This window comes from Halarcobacter sp. (genome assembly GCF_963676935.1).
Classification (GTDB): Bacteria; Campylobacterota; Campylobacteria; order Campylobacterales; family Arcobacteraceae; genus Halarcobacter.
In genome coordinates this window covers 1051510-1068857 of record NZ_OY781470.1, presented here as the reverse complement: position 1 = coordinate 1068857, position 17348 = coordinate 1051510, and the positions used below count along the sequence as shown (strand labels likewise).

19 protein-coding genes are annotated in these 17348 nt (G+C 30.2%); 4 read left to right on the top strand and 15 right to left on the bottom strand.

Annotation, left to right across the window (positions count from 1 at the left end; translation table 11 throughout):
• Positions 1–178: 178 nt before the first annotated feature.
• The 8 genes from guaB to rpmJ form a co-directional block, all read right to left on the bottom strand.
• A complete protein-coding gene (gene guaB, locus ACKU4C_RS05265; RefSeq protein WP_321315095.1) occupies positions 179–1624 on the bottom strand; it encodes an IMP dehydrogenase in 1446 nt (481 codons plus the stop codon).
• 23 nt (positions 1625–1647) lie between these two features.
• On the bottom strand, positions 1648–3006 hold the full coding sequence (gene gatA, locus ACKU4C_RS05260) for an Asp-tRNA(Asn)/Glu-tRNA(Gln) amidotransferase subunit GatA (protein ID WP_321315094.1): 1359 nt from the start codon (positions 3004–3006) through the stop codon (positions 1648–1650).
• Between the two features lie 178 nt (positions 3007–3184).
• Complete coding sequence (rplQ, locus tag ACKU4C_RS05255) at positions 3185–3535, bottom strand: 50S ribosomal protein L17 (RefSeq protein ID WP_321315092.1); 351 nt, start codon at positions 3533–3535, stop codon at positions 3185–3187.
• A 14-nt stretch (positions 3536–3549) separates the two neighbouring features.
• Positions 3550–4548 carry a DNA-directed RNA polymerase subunit alpha gene (locus ACKU4C_RS05250; protein ID WP_321315090.1) on the bottom strand — a complete coding sequence of 333 codons (999 nt, stop codon included), beginning with the start codon at positions 4546–4548 and terminating at the stop codon, positions 3550–3552.
• A 15-nt stretch (positions 4549–4563) separates the two neighbouring features.
• Positions 4564–5190, bottom strand: coding sequence for a 30S ribosomal protein S4 (gene rpsD, locus ACKU4C_RS05245; protein WP_321315088.1), 627 nt, complete (start codon positions 5188–5190; stop codon positions 4564–4566).
• A gap of 10 nt (positions 5191–5200) precedes the next feature.
• Entirely contained in the window at positions 5201–5593 is a 393-nt protein-coding gene (gene rpsK / locus ACKU4C_RS05240; protein WP_321315087.1) for a 30S ribosomal protein S11, read from the bottom strand.
• A gap of 10 nt (positions 5594–5603) precedes the next feature.
• Positions 5604–5972 (bottom strand): 30S ribosomal protein S13, encoded by a 369-nt coding sequence (gene rpsM / locus ACKU4C_RS05235; RefSeq protein ID WP_320033643.1) that lies wholly within the window; start codon positions 5970–5972, stop codon positions 5604–5606.
• Between the two features lie 3 nt (positions 5973–5975).
• Entirely contained in the window at positions 5976–6089 is a 114-nt protein-coding gene (gene rpmJ / locus ACKU4C_RS05230; protein WP_004509205.1) for a 50S ribosomal protein L36, read from the bottom strand.
• 333 nt (positions 6090–6422) lie between these two features.
• On the opposite strand from rpmJ, the gene ACKU4C_RS05225 reads away from it, so the two are divergent.
• Positions 6423–7463, top strand: coding sequence for an HD domain-containing phosphohydrolase (locus ACKU4C_RS05225; protein WP_321315063.1), 1041 nt, complete (start codon positions 6423–6425; stop codon positions 7461–7463).
• Entirely contained in the window at positions 7444–7806 is a 363-nt protein-coding gene (locus ACKU4C_RS05220) for an HIT family protein (protein ID WP_321315061.1), read from the top strand. Before ACKU4C_RS05225 ends, ACKU4C_RS05220 begins: the two co-directional genes overlap by 20 nt.
• Here ACKU4C_RS05220 and ACKU4C_RS05215 read toward each other — a convergent pair.
• The 3 genes from ACKU4C_RS05215 to ACKU4C_RS05205 form a co-directional block, all read right to left on the bottom strand.
• Entirely contained in the window at positions 7803–10445 is a 2643-nt protein-coding gene (locus tag ACKU4C_RS05215; protein WP_321315060.1) for an ATP-binding protein, read from the bottom strand. The genes ACKU4C_RS05220 and ACKU4C_RS05215 overlap by 4 nt on opposite strands.
• A gap of 124 nt (positions 10446–10569) precedes the next feature.
• Positions 10570–11640 carry a 3-isopropylmalate dehydrogenase gene (leuB, locus tag ACKU4C_RS05210; RefSeq protein ID WP_321315059.1) on the bottom strand — a complete coding sequence of 357 codons (1071 nt, stop codon included), beginning with the start codon at positions 11638–11640 and terminating at the stop codon, positions 10570–10572.
• 2 nt (positions 11641–11642) lie between these two features.
• A complete protein-coding gene (locus tag ACKU4C_RS05205; RefSeq protein WP_321315058.1) occupies positions 11643–12143 on the bottom strand; it encodes a 3-isopropylmalate dehydratase small subunit in 501 nt (166 codons plus the stop codon).
• A gap of 169 nt (positions 12144–12312) precedes the next feature.
• On the opposite strand from ACKU4C_RS05205, the gene rpoD reads away from it, so the two are divergent.
• The gene (gene rpoD, locus ACKU4C_RS05200; protein WP_321315057.1) at positions 12313–14184 is read left to right on the top strand and encodes an RNA polymerase sigma factor RpoD; all 1872 of its coding nucleotides are present in this window, start codon (positions 12313–12315) and stop codon (positions 14182–14184) included.
• Between the two features lies 1 nt (position 14185).
• A complete protein-coding gene (locus ACKU4C_RS05195) occupies positions 14186–14872 on the top strand; it encodes a hypothetical protein (protein ID WP_321315056.1) in 687 nt (228 codons plus the stop codon).
• On the opposite strand, the gene ACKU4C_RS05190 is transcribed toward ACKU4C_RS05195, so the two are convergent.
• The 4 genes from ACKU4C_RS05190 to hemL are packed head-to-tail and all read right to left on the bottom strand — an operon-like array spanning position 14844 to position 17323.
• Positions 14844–15395, bottom strand: a complete 552-nt coding sequence (locus tag ACKU4C_RS05190; protein WP_321315054.1) for a hypothetical protein — start codon at positions 15393–15395, stop codon at positions 14844–14846. The two genes, ACKU4C_RS05195 and ACKU4C_RS05190, sit on opposite strands and share 29 nt — an antisense overlap.
• Positions 15388–15699 carry an AtpZ/AtpI family protein gene (locus tag ACKU4C_RS05185; RefSeq protein ID WP_321315053.1) on the bottom strand — a complete coding sequence of 104 codons (312 nt, stop codon included), beginning with the start codon at positions 15697–15699 and terminating at the stop codon, positions 15388–15390. Before ACKU4C_RS05185 ends, ACKU4C_RS05190 begins: the two co-directional genes overlap by 8 nt.
• Before the next feature lie 12 nt (positions 15700–15711).
• Positions 15712–16029, bottom strand: a complete 318-nt coding sequence (locus ACKU4C_RS05180; protein ID WP_321315052.1) for a pyrimidine/purine nucleoside phosphorylase — start codon at positions 16027–16029, stop codon at positions 15712–15714.
• Between the two features lie 10 nt (positions 16030–16039).
• Positions 16040–17323 (bottom strand): glutamate-1-semialdehyde 2,1-aminomutase, encoded by a 1284-nt coding sequence (hemL, locus tag ACKU4C_RS05175; RefSeq protein ID WP_321315050.1) that lies wholly within the window; start codon positions 17321–17323, stop codon positions 16040–16042.
• Between the last annotated feature and the right edge of the window lie 25 nt (positions 17324–17348).

The window sequence follows — 17348 nt, the reverse complement described above, 5'->3', positions numbered from 1 at the left end:
ACAAAAAACAGAAAATTTATAAAATAATAAATAAAAATTAAAAAGAAAGTTTTAGATTTTCGTTTTAATCAAGGCGGAGAGTTAAATTTAAGCGGAATGTACATGGAAAGTACATGAGCATTAAATTTAACTATCCAACGCAGAGTAAAGCGAAAAGATGACGCTTTACTTTTATTTTTTAGATGTGGTAGTTAGGTGCCTCATTCGTAATAGTTACATCATGCACATGGCTTTCTTTAAGCCCTGCACTTGTAATCTCTACAAACTCTGCTCTTTGTTGGAATACTGGGATTGATTCACTTCCTACATATCCCATTGAACTTCTTAGTCCTCCAATAAATTGGTGGATAATATCACCGATTGCTCCTCTGTATGGAACCATACCTTCGATTCCTTCTGGAACTAATTTATCAGCTGCTGTTCCTTCTTGGAAATATCTATCTGTACTTCCTTTTGTCATTGCACCAATTGAACCCATACCTCTGTATGTTTTAAATTTTCTACCATGTGAAAGGATAACCTCACCTGGAGATTCTTCAGTTCCAGCTAATGCACTTCCCATCATAACTGCACTTGCTCCAACAGCTAAGGCTTTTGCAACATCACCAGAAAACTTAATACCACCATCAGCGATAACAGGTACTCCATGTTTTGCACCCTCTGCTGCACATTCATCGATTGCTGAGATTTGAGGAACACCTACACCCGCAACAATTCTTGTTGTACAAATTGAACCAGGTCCTATTCCTACTTTAACTGCATCTGCACCAGCTGCAATTAAATCTGCTGTTGCTTCTGCTGTTGCAACATTTCCTGCAATAACATCAACATCAAGTTCAGCTTTGATTAGTTTTACTGTATCTAAAATACCTTTTGAGTGTCCGTGAGCTGAATCTAAAACTAAAACATCAACACCAACATCTACAAGTGCTTTTGCTCTATCTAATTGACCAACACCAATAGCAGCTCCAACTCTTAATCTTCCAAATTCATCTTTGTTTGCATTTGGGTATTCTCTTTTTTTATTAATATCTTTGATTGTTATAAGACCAATTAGTTTATTTTTTTTATCAACAATTGGTAGTTTCTCAAATTTATTTTGGTGCATAATATCAGCAGCTTCATCTAAAGTTGTACCCTCTTTACCAGTTACAAGAGGCATAACAGTCATTTTGTCTTGAACTAATTGAGAATAATCTTTTGTAAATCTCATATCTCTATTTGTAAGAATTCCTAATAAAATATTATTATCATCTACAACTGGAACTCCTGAGATTTTATATGATGCCATAATATCCTCAGCATCTTGTAGTGTTTGTGTTTTTTTAATTGTAACGGGATCAATAATCATCCCAGATTCACTTTTTTTAACTTTTTTACATTGAAGTGCTTGTGACTCGATATCCATATTTTTATGTATAATACCAATACCACCAAGTCTTGCCATTGCAATTGCAGCTCTGTATTCTGTAACAGTATCCATAGCAGCAGATACAAATGGAACATTAAGTGTAATATTTTTTGTTAATTTTGTTTCTAAACATACCTCTTTTGGTAAAACTTCTGATTTTGCAGGAACTAATAAAACATCCTCAAATGTTAAAGCTCTTTTTCTAATTCTCATAATATGCCTTTTGTAAATTTTAATTATTTGTAATCAACAGCTTTTTCTAACGCTAAAGCACCATCAAATAAAGTTTGCTCGTCATAAGCTCTTCCTATCATTTGTAAACCTATTGGCATACCATCACTGTTTTTATCAACTGGTAGTGATATTGCTGGAAGTCCAGCTAGATTTACTGATATTGTGTAAATATCACTTAAATACATCTCTAATGAAGTTTTAAAACTTCCAAACTCAGGTGCTGTTGTTGGTGCAACTGGAGAAAGAATCAAATCTGCATCTTTAAAAATCTCTTCATACTCATCTTTTATTAAGTGTCTTACTTTTTGAGCTTTAATATAATAAGCATCATAATAACCTGAACTTAAAACAAAAGAACCTAACATAATTCTTTTTTGTACTTCATCTCCAAAACCTTGTGATTTTGTTTGAACATACATATCTTTAAGTCCACCCTCACCTTTCCTATTTCCATATCTTACACCATCGAATCTTGAAAGATTTGCACTAGCTTCAGCAGTTGCTACTATATAATAAGAAGAAAGAATCTTATCTGTATCTAACATACTTTTATGAACAATTTCATGTCCTGCATCTTCTAAAGCTTTAATAGCTTTTTCAAAACCTTGTTTAATCTCATCACTTGCTTGTTCCACAAAGTTATCAATTACTGCAATTTTAAGTTTTTTATCGCTGTTTAAGTTACTTGCTACAGGAGTATAATCAACATTTGCAGAAGTTGAGTCCATAGGGTCATGTCCAGAAATAATATCATATAAAATTGCTGCATCTTCTACATTTTGAGTTATAGGTCCTACTTGGTCTAAAGATGAAGAGTAAGCTGTTACTCCATATCTAGAAACCCTTCCATATGTTGGTTTCATCCCAACACATCCGCAATATGCTGCTGGTTGTCTAACTGAACCACCAGTATCAGTTCCTAATGCTGCAATAGCAATACCACCAGCTACTGCTGCTGCACTACCACCTGAACTTCCACCAGCTGTTTTATTAGGATTATTTGGATTTAAAGTTTTACCATAGCAAGAAGTATCAGTACTACTTCCCATTGCAAACTCATCCATATTTGCTCTACCAAATGGACTAAGCCCAGCTTCTCTTAAATTTTTAATAACTGTTGCGTCATAAGGACTAACATAACCTTGAAGTATATTACTACAACAAGTGATATTCCAATCTTTAACATTTATAATATCTTTTATAGCTATTGGAATACCTTCACCTGAAGTTGACACTTCACTATTAGTTAGTTGTTCTACATAAGCACCGATGTTACTTTGCTTGATTTTAGAGTTTAAATCTTCTCTTAAATTTTTAACTTCTTCACTACTTAAACTTAGTGCTTCTTTTAGAGTTATCAAATCTATCTCCTAGGATTAACGAATAGTATATTGCGCGCTATTATATAAAATTTTTGATTAAATTTGGGTAAAGCAATTTTTGAAATAATTTGAAATAAAATGATAGTTTTTGTGTATAAAAAAAGGGGAGATGAAGTCAAGCCTCATCTCCCCTTTTGAATCTTTTTCTTATCTGTGATTAAACAAATGAGATAAATGCCATAGGTGTAGCATCACCTCTTCTAATTCTTGTCTTAACAATTGAAGTGTATCCACCATTTCTTTCTACATACTTTGGTGCAATTTCATTGATAATTTTTTTAGTAGCTTCTTTATCTTGTAATAATGCGAAAACAGCTCTGTGAGTGTTAAAATCTGCATTTCTAGATGTAGTTACTAATCTCTCAATGTATCTTTGTAATTCTTTTGCTTTTGGTACAGTTGTTTCAATCTTCTCTCTTTCGATTAAAGCGATTGCTAAATTCTTTAGTAACGCTTTTCTATGAGAAGAAGTTCTGTTTAATCTTCTATATCCGTGCTTATGTCTCATATCAAACCCTTAAATTATGCTTTAAGTTGCTCAAGCTTTCTTCTTAAAGCCGATGCAACGTTTTCAGGAAGTGTATTCTCAATTGGGAAACCTAAAGAGTCTAATTTCTCAGCGATTTCATCAAATGATTTTTTTCCTAAATTCTTAATATTTTTAACTTCTACTTCACTCATAAGTACTAATTCACCTAAGAATTTAAGTCCAGCTCTATCTAAAGAGTTGAAACTTCTAGCACTTAAATTTAAATCATCAATTTTTACAATTAAATCTTTTAATTCAACTGGCTCTTCACCAGCATCATTAACTGTAACTTCAGATAAATCAAATACTTTGTTAAATACTGACATTTGAGAGTACATAACTGATACTGCTTCTTTAAATGCAGCAACTGGAGTAATTTGTCCATTTGTTTGTACTGTAAATACAGCTTTTTCAAAGTTAGGATTATCTTCAACTAACATTTTTTCAATATCATATACTACTTTTTTTACTGGTGTAAAGAAAGCATCTAATGGAATATAATCAGAACTTACCATATCTCTAATATCCTCAGAAGGCATATATCCTATACCTCTTTGGATAATTACTGAGAATGTTAAGTTACAGTCAGAGTTAATTGTTGCTAAATGAACATCTGGAGAAACCACTTCAACATCAGAGTTTACTAAGTCTTCCCCTTTAATCTCTTTTGGACCATCAAAAGAGTATTCAACAACAACTTGATCTTCCTCACCATTAATTTTAAACTTAATATTCTTAAGATTAATTATAAAAATAGCTATATCTTCAAGCATTCCTCTTAATGAGTCAAACTCATGAGAAGCACCTTCAATTTTTACTGCAATTGGAGCATATCCAACTGATGAGCTTAATAAAAGTCTTCTAAGAGGGTGTGCTAAAGTTATTGCAAAACCACTTTCAAATGGATATGCTGATATTTTAGCTTCATTATCACTGATAGCCTCTATCTCAACCTCAGTTGGTAAAAACGGTGTGTCTGCAAATTTTTTCATAGCCTACCTTGCTTATTATTTAGAATATAACTCTACGATTAATCTTTCTTCAACAGGAATAACAACTTCTTCTCTAGTTGGGATTCTTGTAAAAATTCCGAATACTTTGTCTTTATCTACATCAACCCAGTCAACAAGACCAGTTTGGTTTGTAAGTTCTAATGCTCTTACAATTTGTGGGTTAGTTTTAGATTTTTCTTTAATTTCAATTTTTTGTCCAGGTTTTACAACGAAAGATGGAATATCAACTTTCTTACCGTCTACTAAAACATGTCCATGAGTTGTAAATTGTCTAGCGTTTGCTCTAGTTGTAGCAAATCCCATTCTATATACAACGTTATCTAATCTTTGTTCAATTAATGTAATAAGGTTTGCCCCTGTATTACCATCTCTTCTTGCTGCTTCTTTAAAGTATTTTCTGAATTGTTTTTCAGAAACACCATACATGAATTTAGCTTTTTGTTTTTCTCTTAATTGTAAACCATACTCAGAGATTTTACCTCTTCTTTGTCCGTGTTGTCCTGGAGCAAATGGTCTTTTTTCTAATGCAGATTTTCCGTTAAGTCTTCTTTCACCTTTTAATCCAAGGTCTGCATCCAATCTTCTTTCAATCTTTTCTCTTGGTCCTCTATATCTAGCCATTAACTACTCCTTACACTCTTCTTCTTTTAGGAGGTCTACAACCGTTATGTGGTAATGGTGTAACATCTTTAAACCATTTAACTGTAATACCTTCCATTGCTCCAACAGATTTAACTGCTGTATCTCTACCTGAACCTGGTCCTTGGATTTTAATACCAACATTTTTAATACCATGTTCCATTGCTTTAGTCATTGCATCTTCAACTGCTTGTTGCGCTGCAAACGGAGTAGATTTTTTAGAACCTTTGAATCCTAAGTTTCCTGCACTTGACCATGCGATAGCATTACCTGCTGCATCAGTTACAGTTACCATTGTGTTGTTGAATGTTGCTGCTATATGAACAATACCGTCAGCAATATTCTTTTTTACTACTTTTTTTCTAGTTACTTTTCTTTTTGCCATACGTTAATCCTTACTTAGCTGCTGCACCAACAGTTTTCTTTTTACCTTTTCTAGTACGTGCATTAGTTTTAGTCTTTTGCCCTCTACAAGGTAAACCTTTTCTGTGTCTTAAACCTCTATATGAACCTAAGTCCATTAAAGATTTGATATCCATAGCAACTTTTTTTCTAAGATCACCCTCAACCATATAGTTTTTTTGGATCTCTTGTCTAATTGCTGCTGCTTCATCTTCTGTTAGTTCGTGTGCTCTTTTGTTGTAATCAATTCCAACAGCATCTAAGATTAATCTTGAATTATGTAAACCTATACCATAAATATATGTTAAAGCATACTCCATTCTTTTTTTGTTTGGTAAATCAACACCTGCAATTCTTGCCATCGATTATCCTTGTCTCTGTTTATGTTTTTTGTTTTCGCAGATTACTCTTACGATACCTCTTCTTTTGATAACTTTACATTTATCACACATTTTCTTTACTGAAGCTCTAACTTTCATCAGTCTGTCCTTTTTGTGTATATTACCACTTCCAACAGGGAAAAACTGCTCAATGAAAAACAAAAGTCTTTGTTTTTATAAATCAACAGAGCAAACAAAGACAACGATATAGTCATATTTGTTTTTCAGGTTCTTCCCAACCCTTTATAAAACACAAAAAGATTTTATAAAAAATTCTCTAATGGTTGGAAAAATGGAAACGGATTATAATTAATTTTTGCTTAAATATTGTTTAATTTACATACTAAACTTTATATATTCATATTATATCTTTATTTATTATTTTATAATATCAAATTGGTTATTATATATTTTTAACATAAGGTTATTATAATGAATTTAGAAAATATAAAAGCTGTATATATAGATGATGAACCCGTAAACTTGATGCTATTACAAGCTTATGCAGCTGAATTTAATCTTTCAATAACCACTTTTGAAAACCCTTTGGAAGGGTTAGATTATGCATTAAAAAACGATATTGATATATTATACACTGATTATATGATGCCTGAAATTGATGGTATTGAATTAATAAAAAGATTTAGAAAAGAGTACAAAGAGATTCCCATAGTTGTTATCACTGCAGTTGGTGATGTTCAAGAAGTAAAACTAAATGCTCTAGAAGCTGGTGCAACTGATTTTTTATCAAAACCCATAGATATAGCAGAATTTAAAGCACGCAGTTTAAATTTAATCAGTCTTAGAGAAGCACAACTTAAACTGAAAGATAAAGCTTTACATTTAGAAAGTGAAGTAGCACATGCAACAAAAGAGATTTTAAATAGAGAACATGAAACACTAATGGTTTTAGGTCGAGCAGCAGAATATAAAGATGAAGAAACTTCTAATCACACTACAAGAGTTGCTCACTATTCAAAAATTCTTGCAAATGAATATGGTTTAGATGAAAAGATGCAAGAGATAATATTTTATTCATCTCCCTTTCATGATATTGGTAAAGTTGGTATTCCAGATAATATATTATTAAAAGAGTCATCTTTAGATGAAGAAGAAACAAAACTGATGCGCTCTCATGCTTTTATTGGAAAAGAGATATTAAAAGATACTCAAAGTCCTTATTTGATCGAGGGTGAAAAAATTGCTTATAATCACCATGAAAAATATGATGGTACAGGCTATCCAAATAGGAAAAAGGGTGATGAGATTCCGATTAGTGCAAGAATAGTTTCTATTACTGATGTATTTGATGCCTTAACTTCTAAAAGACCTTATAAAAACCCATGGAGTTTTGAAGAAGCATCAGATTTTCTAATATCTCAAAAAGGGAAACATTTTGACCCAGTATTGGTTGATTTGTTTTTAAATGCAATTGATAAAATAAGGAAAATATATGACGATTTTCACGAATGAATATATTAATATACAAATTGAAAAGAGTGAAATACCTTGGCTTAAAATATTCACAAATGATAATTATAAAGAGTTATCACAATGTCCAACAAATATAAAACAAGATATTTTTAATACTTTAGATATTATTGAAAAGAAAATGATAGCTTATTATAATCCAGAAAAAATAAATATAGCTTCTTTTGGAAACTATCTCCCACATGTACATTTTCATATTATGGCTAGATTTAAAGAAGATTCATATTTTCCTGAGCCAATGTGGGGCAAAAAACAAAGAGAGAGTGATTTATATTTACCCTCTTTTGATATATTTTGTAAAGAGTTAGTTAATCTTTTAGATTAACTCTGCTCATAAACTTTTTTTATTTTATCAACTAGTAAAACTAATTGATTATATTTTTCTTTATAATCTGTTTCTACTTTATCTTTTGCATCGTATTCAATATTTTTCGTTAAATTATAGATTGTATCCATCTTAAGATTTCCAGATGCACCTTTTACTTTATGAGCTATTGATTGAATCTCTATAAAATCATTTTTTTCAATAGCATTATTTAATTTTTCTAAATCTAAATTGATTGAAGTGATAAAAGTTTTTAAAATAGTTTTAAAGATAGGTAATTTTAAGCCTAAGTTTTTTGCACTATCTTCAATAGAATATTCAAAATCATCAATATCAATACTAAAATCTTCTTCAATAGTTTCAATATTTTTATTTGAAGTTTCATTTTCTTTTTTATTTTTTAGATTTAAAAATTTATTCAATACATCATCTAACATATACTCTTCAAAAGGTTTTGGTATATATCCATCCATTCCCTCTTCTAAAAACTTCTCTTTATCTCCAGACAAAGCATTTGCTGTTAAGGCAATAATTGGAGTATGTTCAAGGTTGTTCTCATGTTCAAAATTCAATATCTCTTGTGTTGCATCAATACCATTCATTACTGGCATATTTATATCCATAAAAATAATATCAAAAACTAATCCTGATTTGATTTTATCAACTGCAATTTGACCATTATCAGCAGATTTTGATTTTATTTTTTTCTGAGAAAGCATAGCTTCCATAAGATGTTGATTTACAGGATTATCTTCAACTACTAAAGCAGAGATATTTGAGTGTTCTATAAGTGTAGTATCTATTTGAACTTCTTTTTCAATATCTGGATTTAAAATATCTACAATAGCATCATATAATTTAGATTGATTTATTGGAGATTTTATTATTCTATGTTCATTAGATATCTCTAAACTTTTATCTTTGTAATCACTAATGAAAATCAAAGGTGTTTCAATTTTATCTAAATTTAAAGAGGTTAACTCATCATACCATCCAATTATCAAACTATAATCATTTAAGCCTTTGATTGTATTTGTAACTTCGGGATTGCTATAATTTGATAAATATTTTTTTGCTATTCCTAATTGTGAACTACAATCATACTCTTCACAATAAATTGCAATTTTTGAATTAGTATCTATTTGAGGATATAAATTTTTACTTTTTTCATAATCTAATTCAAGTTCAAAATAAAACTCACTTCCTTTATCTTCTTGACTATCTAAATGGATTTCAGAATCCATTAAGGTGATAATATTTGAACTAATACTAAGTCCAAGGCCAGTACCACCAAATTTTCTAGTCACACTACTATCTGCTTGAGAAAAAGGATCAAAAATCGATTTTTGATTCTCTCTTGCAATACCAATTCCACTATCTTTTATACTAAAAAGTATTTTTACCTTTTTATCAGTTTTTTCTGTTTCTTCTATTCGTATTGTAATATCACCATGTTCTGGTGTAAATTTTATTGCATTTCCTATCAGATTTGAAAGTACTTGTTTTATTTTTAAAGAATCTCCTATTATAGAACTAGGTAAACTAGGATCAATATAAAATAAAATATCAATATTTTTTTCATTTGCTTTTGCAACAAAAAGTTCAATAGCTGGTTCAAACTCTTTAAAAGGATTAAATCTTCTTTTTTCTAGTTCAAATTTTCCACTTTCAATTTTTGAAATATCTAAAATATCGTTAATAATTCCTAATAAAGATTTAGCACTACTGTTTATTATATTTATATACCCTTTCTCTTTTTTAGGTAATTGTCCATTTTCAAGAAGTTTTGCAAAGCCTAAAATACCATTTAAAGGAGTTCTAATCTCATGGGACATATTTGCGAGGAATATAGATTTTGAAGCCTCTGCTTCTTTTGCTTTTTTCACTGATTCTATTTGTTTTGTAATATCTATTGAAAAAGAAAGATACTCAATGATTTCTTCACTTGAATCTAATATTGGAACGATTATTGTTGAAGTATAAAAAATATTTTTGTTTTTATCTAGGTTTTTAATTTCACCATTCCAAATATTTTTGTTTCTAATTGTATCCCAAAGATTAATAAAAAATTGTTCATCCATATCTTTATGTCTTAAGATATTATAGTTTTTATCAACTAGTTCATTTTCCTCATAAGCTGTATTCTTTAAAAGTTTATCATTTACGTATGTTATTTTCCCATTCGTATTAAACTTCAATATCATTGCAGAAGCATCAACAGCTTTTTGATACTCTTCTAATGATTTATTTGAACTTTTTAGTATTTCAATTAAACTATTTGTTTTTTTATCTTTATTAGCTAAATATTTTATTAATTTATTAACTTGAACAACAAAATTATCTATATCTGTATTATCAAACTCTTTTTTAAAAGAATCATATTGGTCATTTTCAATTTTATCTAAAAAGCTTGTTAACTCAATCATTGGGACTTTTACAAATCTATTTGTTACAAATATTGCTATAATTACAAGTGTAATCAATAATAATGTCATATAAAATACAAAAAACATTTTTGTTCTATTATCAATATATGAACCAACTATAACATCAATGCCAATATATAAACTAACAATAAATACAAATCCAGTTAAAATTATAGGAATTAAAATTTTTTCTAAAGTATCATGTTTTTTCATACTATTCCAAGTTTTGTAAGATATCTTAATAATTAAGAGTAAATAAACATTTTAACATATAATTTATAAATAAATGGATTTCAAGAGGTTGAAAGATACGTTTAGGACAAGTGTCCTAAACTATTTATACTAGTGTAACATTATTTGCGATTATATCACCCATTTCTGCAGTTGAAACTACTTCTTTAGCGTCATAAGCAGCTAAATCTTTTGTTCTATATCCATCTTTAAGTGCTTTTTTAATTGCTGCATCAATTTTATCTGATGCTTCATCTTCACCAAGTGAATATCTAAGCATCATAGCTGCACTCTCAATTGTTGCGATAGGATTTGCAATACCTTGCCCTGCAATATCAGGAGCTGAACCATGAATTGGTTCATAAATAGCAGTTTTTTCACCAGTTGAAGCTGAAGGTAATAATCCAATTGAACCAACTACCATTGAAGCAGTATCAGAAAGGATATCTCCAAAAATATTTCCAGTTACAATAACATCAAATTGTTTTGGATTTCTTACAAGTTGCATGGCTGCATTATCAACATACATATGAGATAATTCAACTTCTGGGTAACCTTTAGCAATCTCTTCCATAGTATCTCTCCAAAGTTGAGAAACCTCAAGAACATTTGCTTTATCAACTGAACAAACTTTTTTATCTCTTTTCATTGCTAATTCAAAAGCTTGTTTCCCAATTCTTTCAATCTCTGGTTTTGTATATACCATAGTATTAAATGCTTTAAACCCGTCATTTTCTCTTGGTTGACCAAAATATATCCCACCAATTAATTCCCTTACAACCATAATATCAACACCCTCAATCACTTCTGGTTTAAGTGTTGAAGCATTAACTAATTCATCATAAATAATTGCTGGTCTAAGGTTTGCAAAAACACCCATTTTTTCTCTGAAATTTAAAAGTCCAGTTTCTGGTCTTAAATTTCTAGGAAGAGTGTCCCATTTTTCTCCACCAATAGCACCAAAAAGGCAAGCATCTGAGTTTAATACTCCTGTTACCGTCTCATCAGGTAAAGGTGTTCCTGTAACATCAATAGCAATTCCACCCATTAAATACTCTTTATATTCTAAAGTAAATCCACAAGAGTATGAAACTGCATCTAAAACTTTAATTGCTTCATCAACAATTTCTGGACCAATACCATCACCTTTGATTATAGAGATATCATATTTTTTCATTATTAGTTTTCCTTTTTCATTTCAGCTTTTGCATAATTGATTAATCCACCAGTTTGAATTAATTCTTGCATAAATTCAGGAATTGGAATAAATTTATATGTTTTATTTTGAGTATTATTTGTAATAATTCCTTCAGCTAAATCAATTGAAATCTCCTCACCCTCTTTAATTTCCAATGCTTCAGGTAATTCAAAAATTGGAAGTCCCATATTAAATGCATTTCTATAAAAAATTCTTGCAAATGATGGAGCAACTACAGCAGCAACTCCAGCAGCTTTTAGTGCGATTGGAGCATGTTCCCTACTTGAACCACAACCAAAATTTTCACCAGCAACAATAATATCACCTTTTTGTAATTTTTTTGGGAAATCAGGATCTGCGTCTTCCATTACATATTTTGCTAAATGTTCTGGATCTGAACTATTTAAATATCTTGCAGCAATGATAACATCAGTATCTATATTTGCCCCAAAATTCCAAACTTTTCCAGTAATCTTACTCATATTTTATTTCCTTAAGTTTAGTACTTTTTTTTTAATTTCATTTTCTAAAACTTTGCATTTTACCTAAAATTTTAAAAATTATAGATTAAAGAGACTCTCTTAAAGAGATTTTTAAAAAATTTCGGTATAATATCTGACTTATCTTTCAACATATGAGGAACACCCATTTATGAGTACTAAAGATTTAAATAAAGATATTGAAAATATTGTAAAAGAATACAAAGATTCAATTCTTACTTATGAAAAACTTATCAAAATCTTTCCTAAAGCTCCTTCATCAGCAAACATAAAAAAACTTTTAGCTCTTGTTCAACTATACAATGTAACTTTAATTAGCTCACAAGAACAAGCAAAAAGAATGAATGCTGAAGAAGCGAAGAAAAAAGAGGATTTAAGAAACAAATTAAAAGAAAATGATGAAGATGTTTTTGACTTATTAAAAAGTAAAGAACTTCTTGAATGGTCAAGATCTGACTCTCCTGTTAGAATGTATCTTAGAGAGATGGGACAAATCCCACTTCTAACAAAAGAGGAAGAGATTGAAATCTCTAAAAAAATAGAAATGGGAGAGGATGTTATCCTTGATGCCATTTGTTATGTACCGTACTTAATTGACTTTATTTTAGAATATAAAGAACCTTTAGTAAACAGAGAAAGAAAAGTTAAAGAGCTTTTCAGAAACTTTGATGATGAAGATTCAGATGATGCCAATGACAGTGATGATGATGATTCAGATGAAAATGATGATGTTGAATCTGAAGATGAAGATAGCTCTTCAAAAAAAGCTACAAAAAAACTTGATAAAAGAGCAGAGACTATTATTGCTGCTTTTAAAGTTTTAGAAAAAGCGAAAAAAGACTGGTTAAAATTTCAAGCGAAAGAAGAGCCAAAATCTGATGGTGATGTTGACCAAATGCAATTTAACCTTGCAGTTGCATTCAAAAAAAGAGTATTAAAAGAAGCTTTATTAGATTTAGGTCCAACTTCTAAACTTATTAGTGAAATAGTAAGAGCTATGGAAACTGCACTTAAATCAGAATCAGGTTTTGAAACAGAACTTAAAAAGTTAGAATATAAACTTCCACTTTTTAATGATATTCTTCTTAAAAATCACCAAAAGATTTTAGATAACATTGTAAATCTTTCTAAAGTACAAATTACATCAATGGTTCCAGAAGCTACTATGGTTTCTACTTACATGGAAATTAAAAAGCTTTTCCAAACAGCAGAAGCTAGTAAAGGTGGATTTGATTTAGAGCCAGAAGAGTTACTGGATGTTCTTGAGCAAATTAAACGTGGTAAAAGAATTACAGATAAGGCTAAAACAAGAATGGCTAAATCAAACCTTAGACTTGTTGTATCTATTGCAAAAAGATACACAAATAGAGGGTTACCATTCTTAGACCTTATCCAAGAGGGTAATATTGGTCTTATGAAAGCTGTTGACAAGTTTGAATATAAAAAAGGTTATAAATTCTCTACTTATGCAACATGGTGGATTAGACAAGCTATATCAAGAGCAATTGCCGACCAAGCAAGAACTATTAGAATCCCTATTCATATGATTGAAACTATTAATAGAATCAATAAAATCATTAGAAAAGGTATTCAAGAAAATGGTAAAGAACCGGATGTAGAAGAGATTGCAAAAGAGGTTGCACTGCCAGTTGACAAAGTTAAACAAGTAATTAAAATCACTAAAGAGCCTGTATCACTTGAAGCGCCTATTGGTTCAGATGATGATGGTAAATTTGGAGATTTTGTACCTGATGAAAAGGCACCAACTCCAGTTGATAATATCATGAAAGAGGATTTACAAGGTCAAATAGATCAAATTTTAGCTCAGTTAAATGAGAGAGAACAAGCAGTTGTTAGAATGAGATTTGGTCTTATGGATGATGCATCAGATAGAACACTTGAAGAGATTGGTAAAGAACTTTCTGTAACAAGAGAAAGAGTTAGACAAATTGAATCAAGTGCAATTAAAAAATTAAAACATCCAAAAGTTGGTAAAAACCTTAAAAATTACGTAGAGAGCTAATATGAACTTTTACGAAGAATGGGTTGAGTTAGACCTTAACCCAATAATATCTTTTTCCTCAGCAGGAAAATTAACTTACTCTAATCATGAGGCTCAATTTTTGCTTAGTAGAATTAAGCAAAAAGAGCTTTTTGATTTAGCATTAAAGTATGCACCAAAAACTTATGGTGTAGAGAGTACTTACATTGATTTATCTATAAAAAACTATACTTTTTATGCAATTACAGTTAAATATAATGATGAAGATGAAATCCATATGAAACTTTATAAAAGTGCTATGGTTAAAAAAGATTCACAATTAAGTACTAAAAACACAAATATTACAAATATATTTACACTTGTTGATTTAGCAATATCTAGTAAAAAAATTAAATCTCAAGCAAGGTTTATAAAAAATTATGACCCTTCAATTCCAGAATTTAAAATAAATGCTAGTGAGTTTATTAAAGCACTTAATCTTATTTATGATGCTTTTGATACATCAGAAATGCTTACAACATCAGTTATATTAAAAATTGGTGAATATATTAGAATAGAGGGAGAAAAACACTCTATTATTAGTGTAGAGGTTTTATCTAATAGTAAATGTGATATCTCAACTTTTGACTATAAAGATGAAAATGCATCATTTATAGTAACAAAAGATGAAGATAAAATCACTATTGATCTTCCCCTGATTTTAAAGTAAGTTTAGACACTAAAACAGAAATTGGTACTATTGCCAATCCTATTAAAAATGGGATTGGTAGAAGTAGTTTATTGTTATTCAAGGCAAAAAATCCAAAAACTAAAGCCCCATAACCTAAGATTCTATAAATAGAAACAAAGCCACTAGCAGAGAAAACTGTATTTTTCAATGAATTCTTTTTAACTTTTGTTTTTTCCTCTTTGATTATCTCTTTAATTTTTTCAGGAGTCAATTCCTCTTGGGGAATCTCTTCATACTCACTATATAAATCAAAAGGGTCATCTATCTCATCAACTTTATCTCTATCATCACCTTTTATCTCTTTTGAATAATCAAAGTTTGATAATCTATTACTTACATTTCTTTTATATGAAAGAAAAGAAGCCAGCGTGACAAATAGTGAACCTAAAAAGGCTATTTGAGTATTTAAAAGCCATAAGGAATCTTGAAAAACTAAGCAGTATATTATAAAGCAAAGGTCAACTAATACAAAGACCTTTGCAAATCTAAAAATATTATTCATCTTCGTCGTCGAAAGATTTATCACCGTGTTTTGCTCTATAAGAGTATCTTGGGTCATTTTCTAAACCTTCATACTCTTTCATAGCTCTTTTATATGCTTTATAGACATTAAGTACAGCAGCTGCAATACCCCAAAATAAACCTAACCATAAAGTCCATTCATAACCAGTTAGTTCTTTTAAACCATAACCTATACCAAAACCAATTGCCACGGCAGCAACAAGAGATATACCTAAAGATAAATTATCTAATGCTTGTAATTTACCTCTATGTTTAGGAACTTGATTCTCTTCTTTATTTTCCATGATATTCCTATTTTATAAGTATGTACAACAATAATCAGTTATATCTTCAACTTTTATTTCAAAACTTGAATTAGCTGGAACCTCAAAAATATCTCCAGCCTCATAAGTTTCCCAATTACTCTCCATACCTGATAATAATACTTCAACTTTTCCAGAGATTATTTCCATTTTTTCAGCTGCTTTTGTATTAAAAGTATATTCACCTTGTAACATAATACCAAGTGATTTTATAACTCCATCGCTATCAGTGTAGTTTCTACTTGTAACTCTTCCATCAAAATAGATATTTGCTTTTTTCAGCAAATCAACATTTTTTTCAATAAAACTCATTGTTTTCTCCTTAGAAGTTCTTCATAATATCATCTGCTGCATTAATGCAAGCATCAATCTCTTCATCAGTAATTACAGTAGACATAAACCCTACTTCATATTGTGAACAAGCAAAATAGAAACCTTTTTTAATCATTTCATGATGAAATTTAGCAAATCTATCAAAATCACATAAGTTACTTACTTCACTAAAATTAGTTGGCATTTTTTCAGCAAAGAAGAAACCAAACATACTTCCTCTTGTGTCAACTTGAAGTGCTACACCATTTTTGTCTGCAACCTCTTTTAATCCATTTACTAACTTTTTAGACTTTCTTTCTAATTCATCATAAATCTCTGGATTTGCTTTTAGTTTTTTAAGACTTGTTAAACCTGCTGCCATAGCTACTGGATTTCCACTTAATGTTCCTGCTTGATAAATTGCTCCATTTGGTGAAAGTTGTTCCATAATATCACTTGTTGAAGCAAAAGCACCAACAGGCATACCAGCACCAATAACTTTACCAAAAGTGATAATATCAGCTTTTACATTTATTACCCCATGAGCTCCCGTTAAACTAGCTCTAAATCCAGACATAACTTCATCAAGGATTAATAAAGTTCCATTTTCATTACAAAGTTTTCTACACTCAGCTAAAAACTCTTCACTTGCTGGAACTAATCCCATGTTTCCTGCAATTGGCTCAATTATGATACAAGCAATATCATCTGAATCTTTAAAACATTGTCTTAGATTTTCTATATTATTAAACTCACATACAATAGTATGTTTTGTAAAATCTGCTGGTACTCCTGGAGAACTTGGTGTTCCAAATGTAGCAAGTCCTGAACCAGCTTGCACTAATAAAGAATCAGAGTGACCGTGATAACACCCTTCAAATTTTAATATATTGTTTTTACCAGTTACACCACGAGCTAGTCTAATTGCTGACATAGTTGCTTCCGTACCTGAACTTACAAATCTTACTTTATCAATATTGTCATACATATCTACAATCTCAACTGCTAATTGAGTCTCTAAAACACTTGGTGCACCAAAAGATAAACCTTTTTTAACTGTATCTAATACTGCATTTTCAATATCTTCATTACAATGACCAAAAATAAGTGGTCCCCAACTTTGAACAAAATCTAAATATCTATTTCCATCAACATCAACTAAATAAGCACCCTCACCTCTATCAATAAATGGTGGTGTTCCTCCAACTGATTTAAATGCTCTTACAGGAGAATCAACTCCACCAGGGATAACTTTTTTTGCATCTTCATAAGCTTTGATTGAGTTTTCAAACATTATTACGTCCTATATATTAAACTGC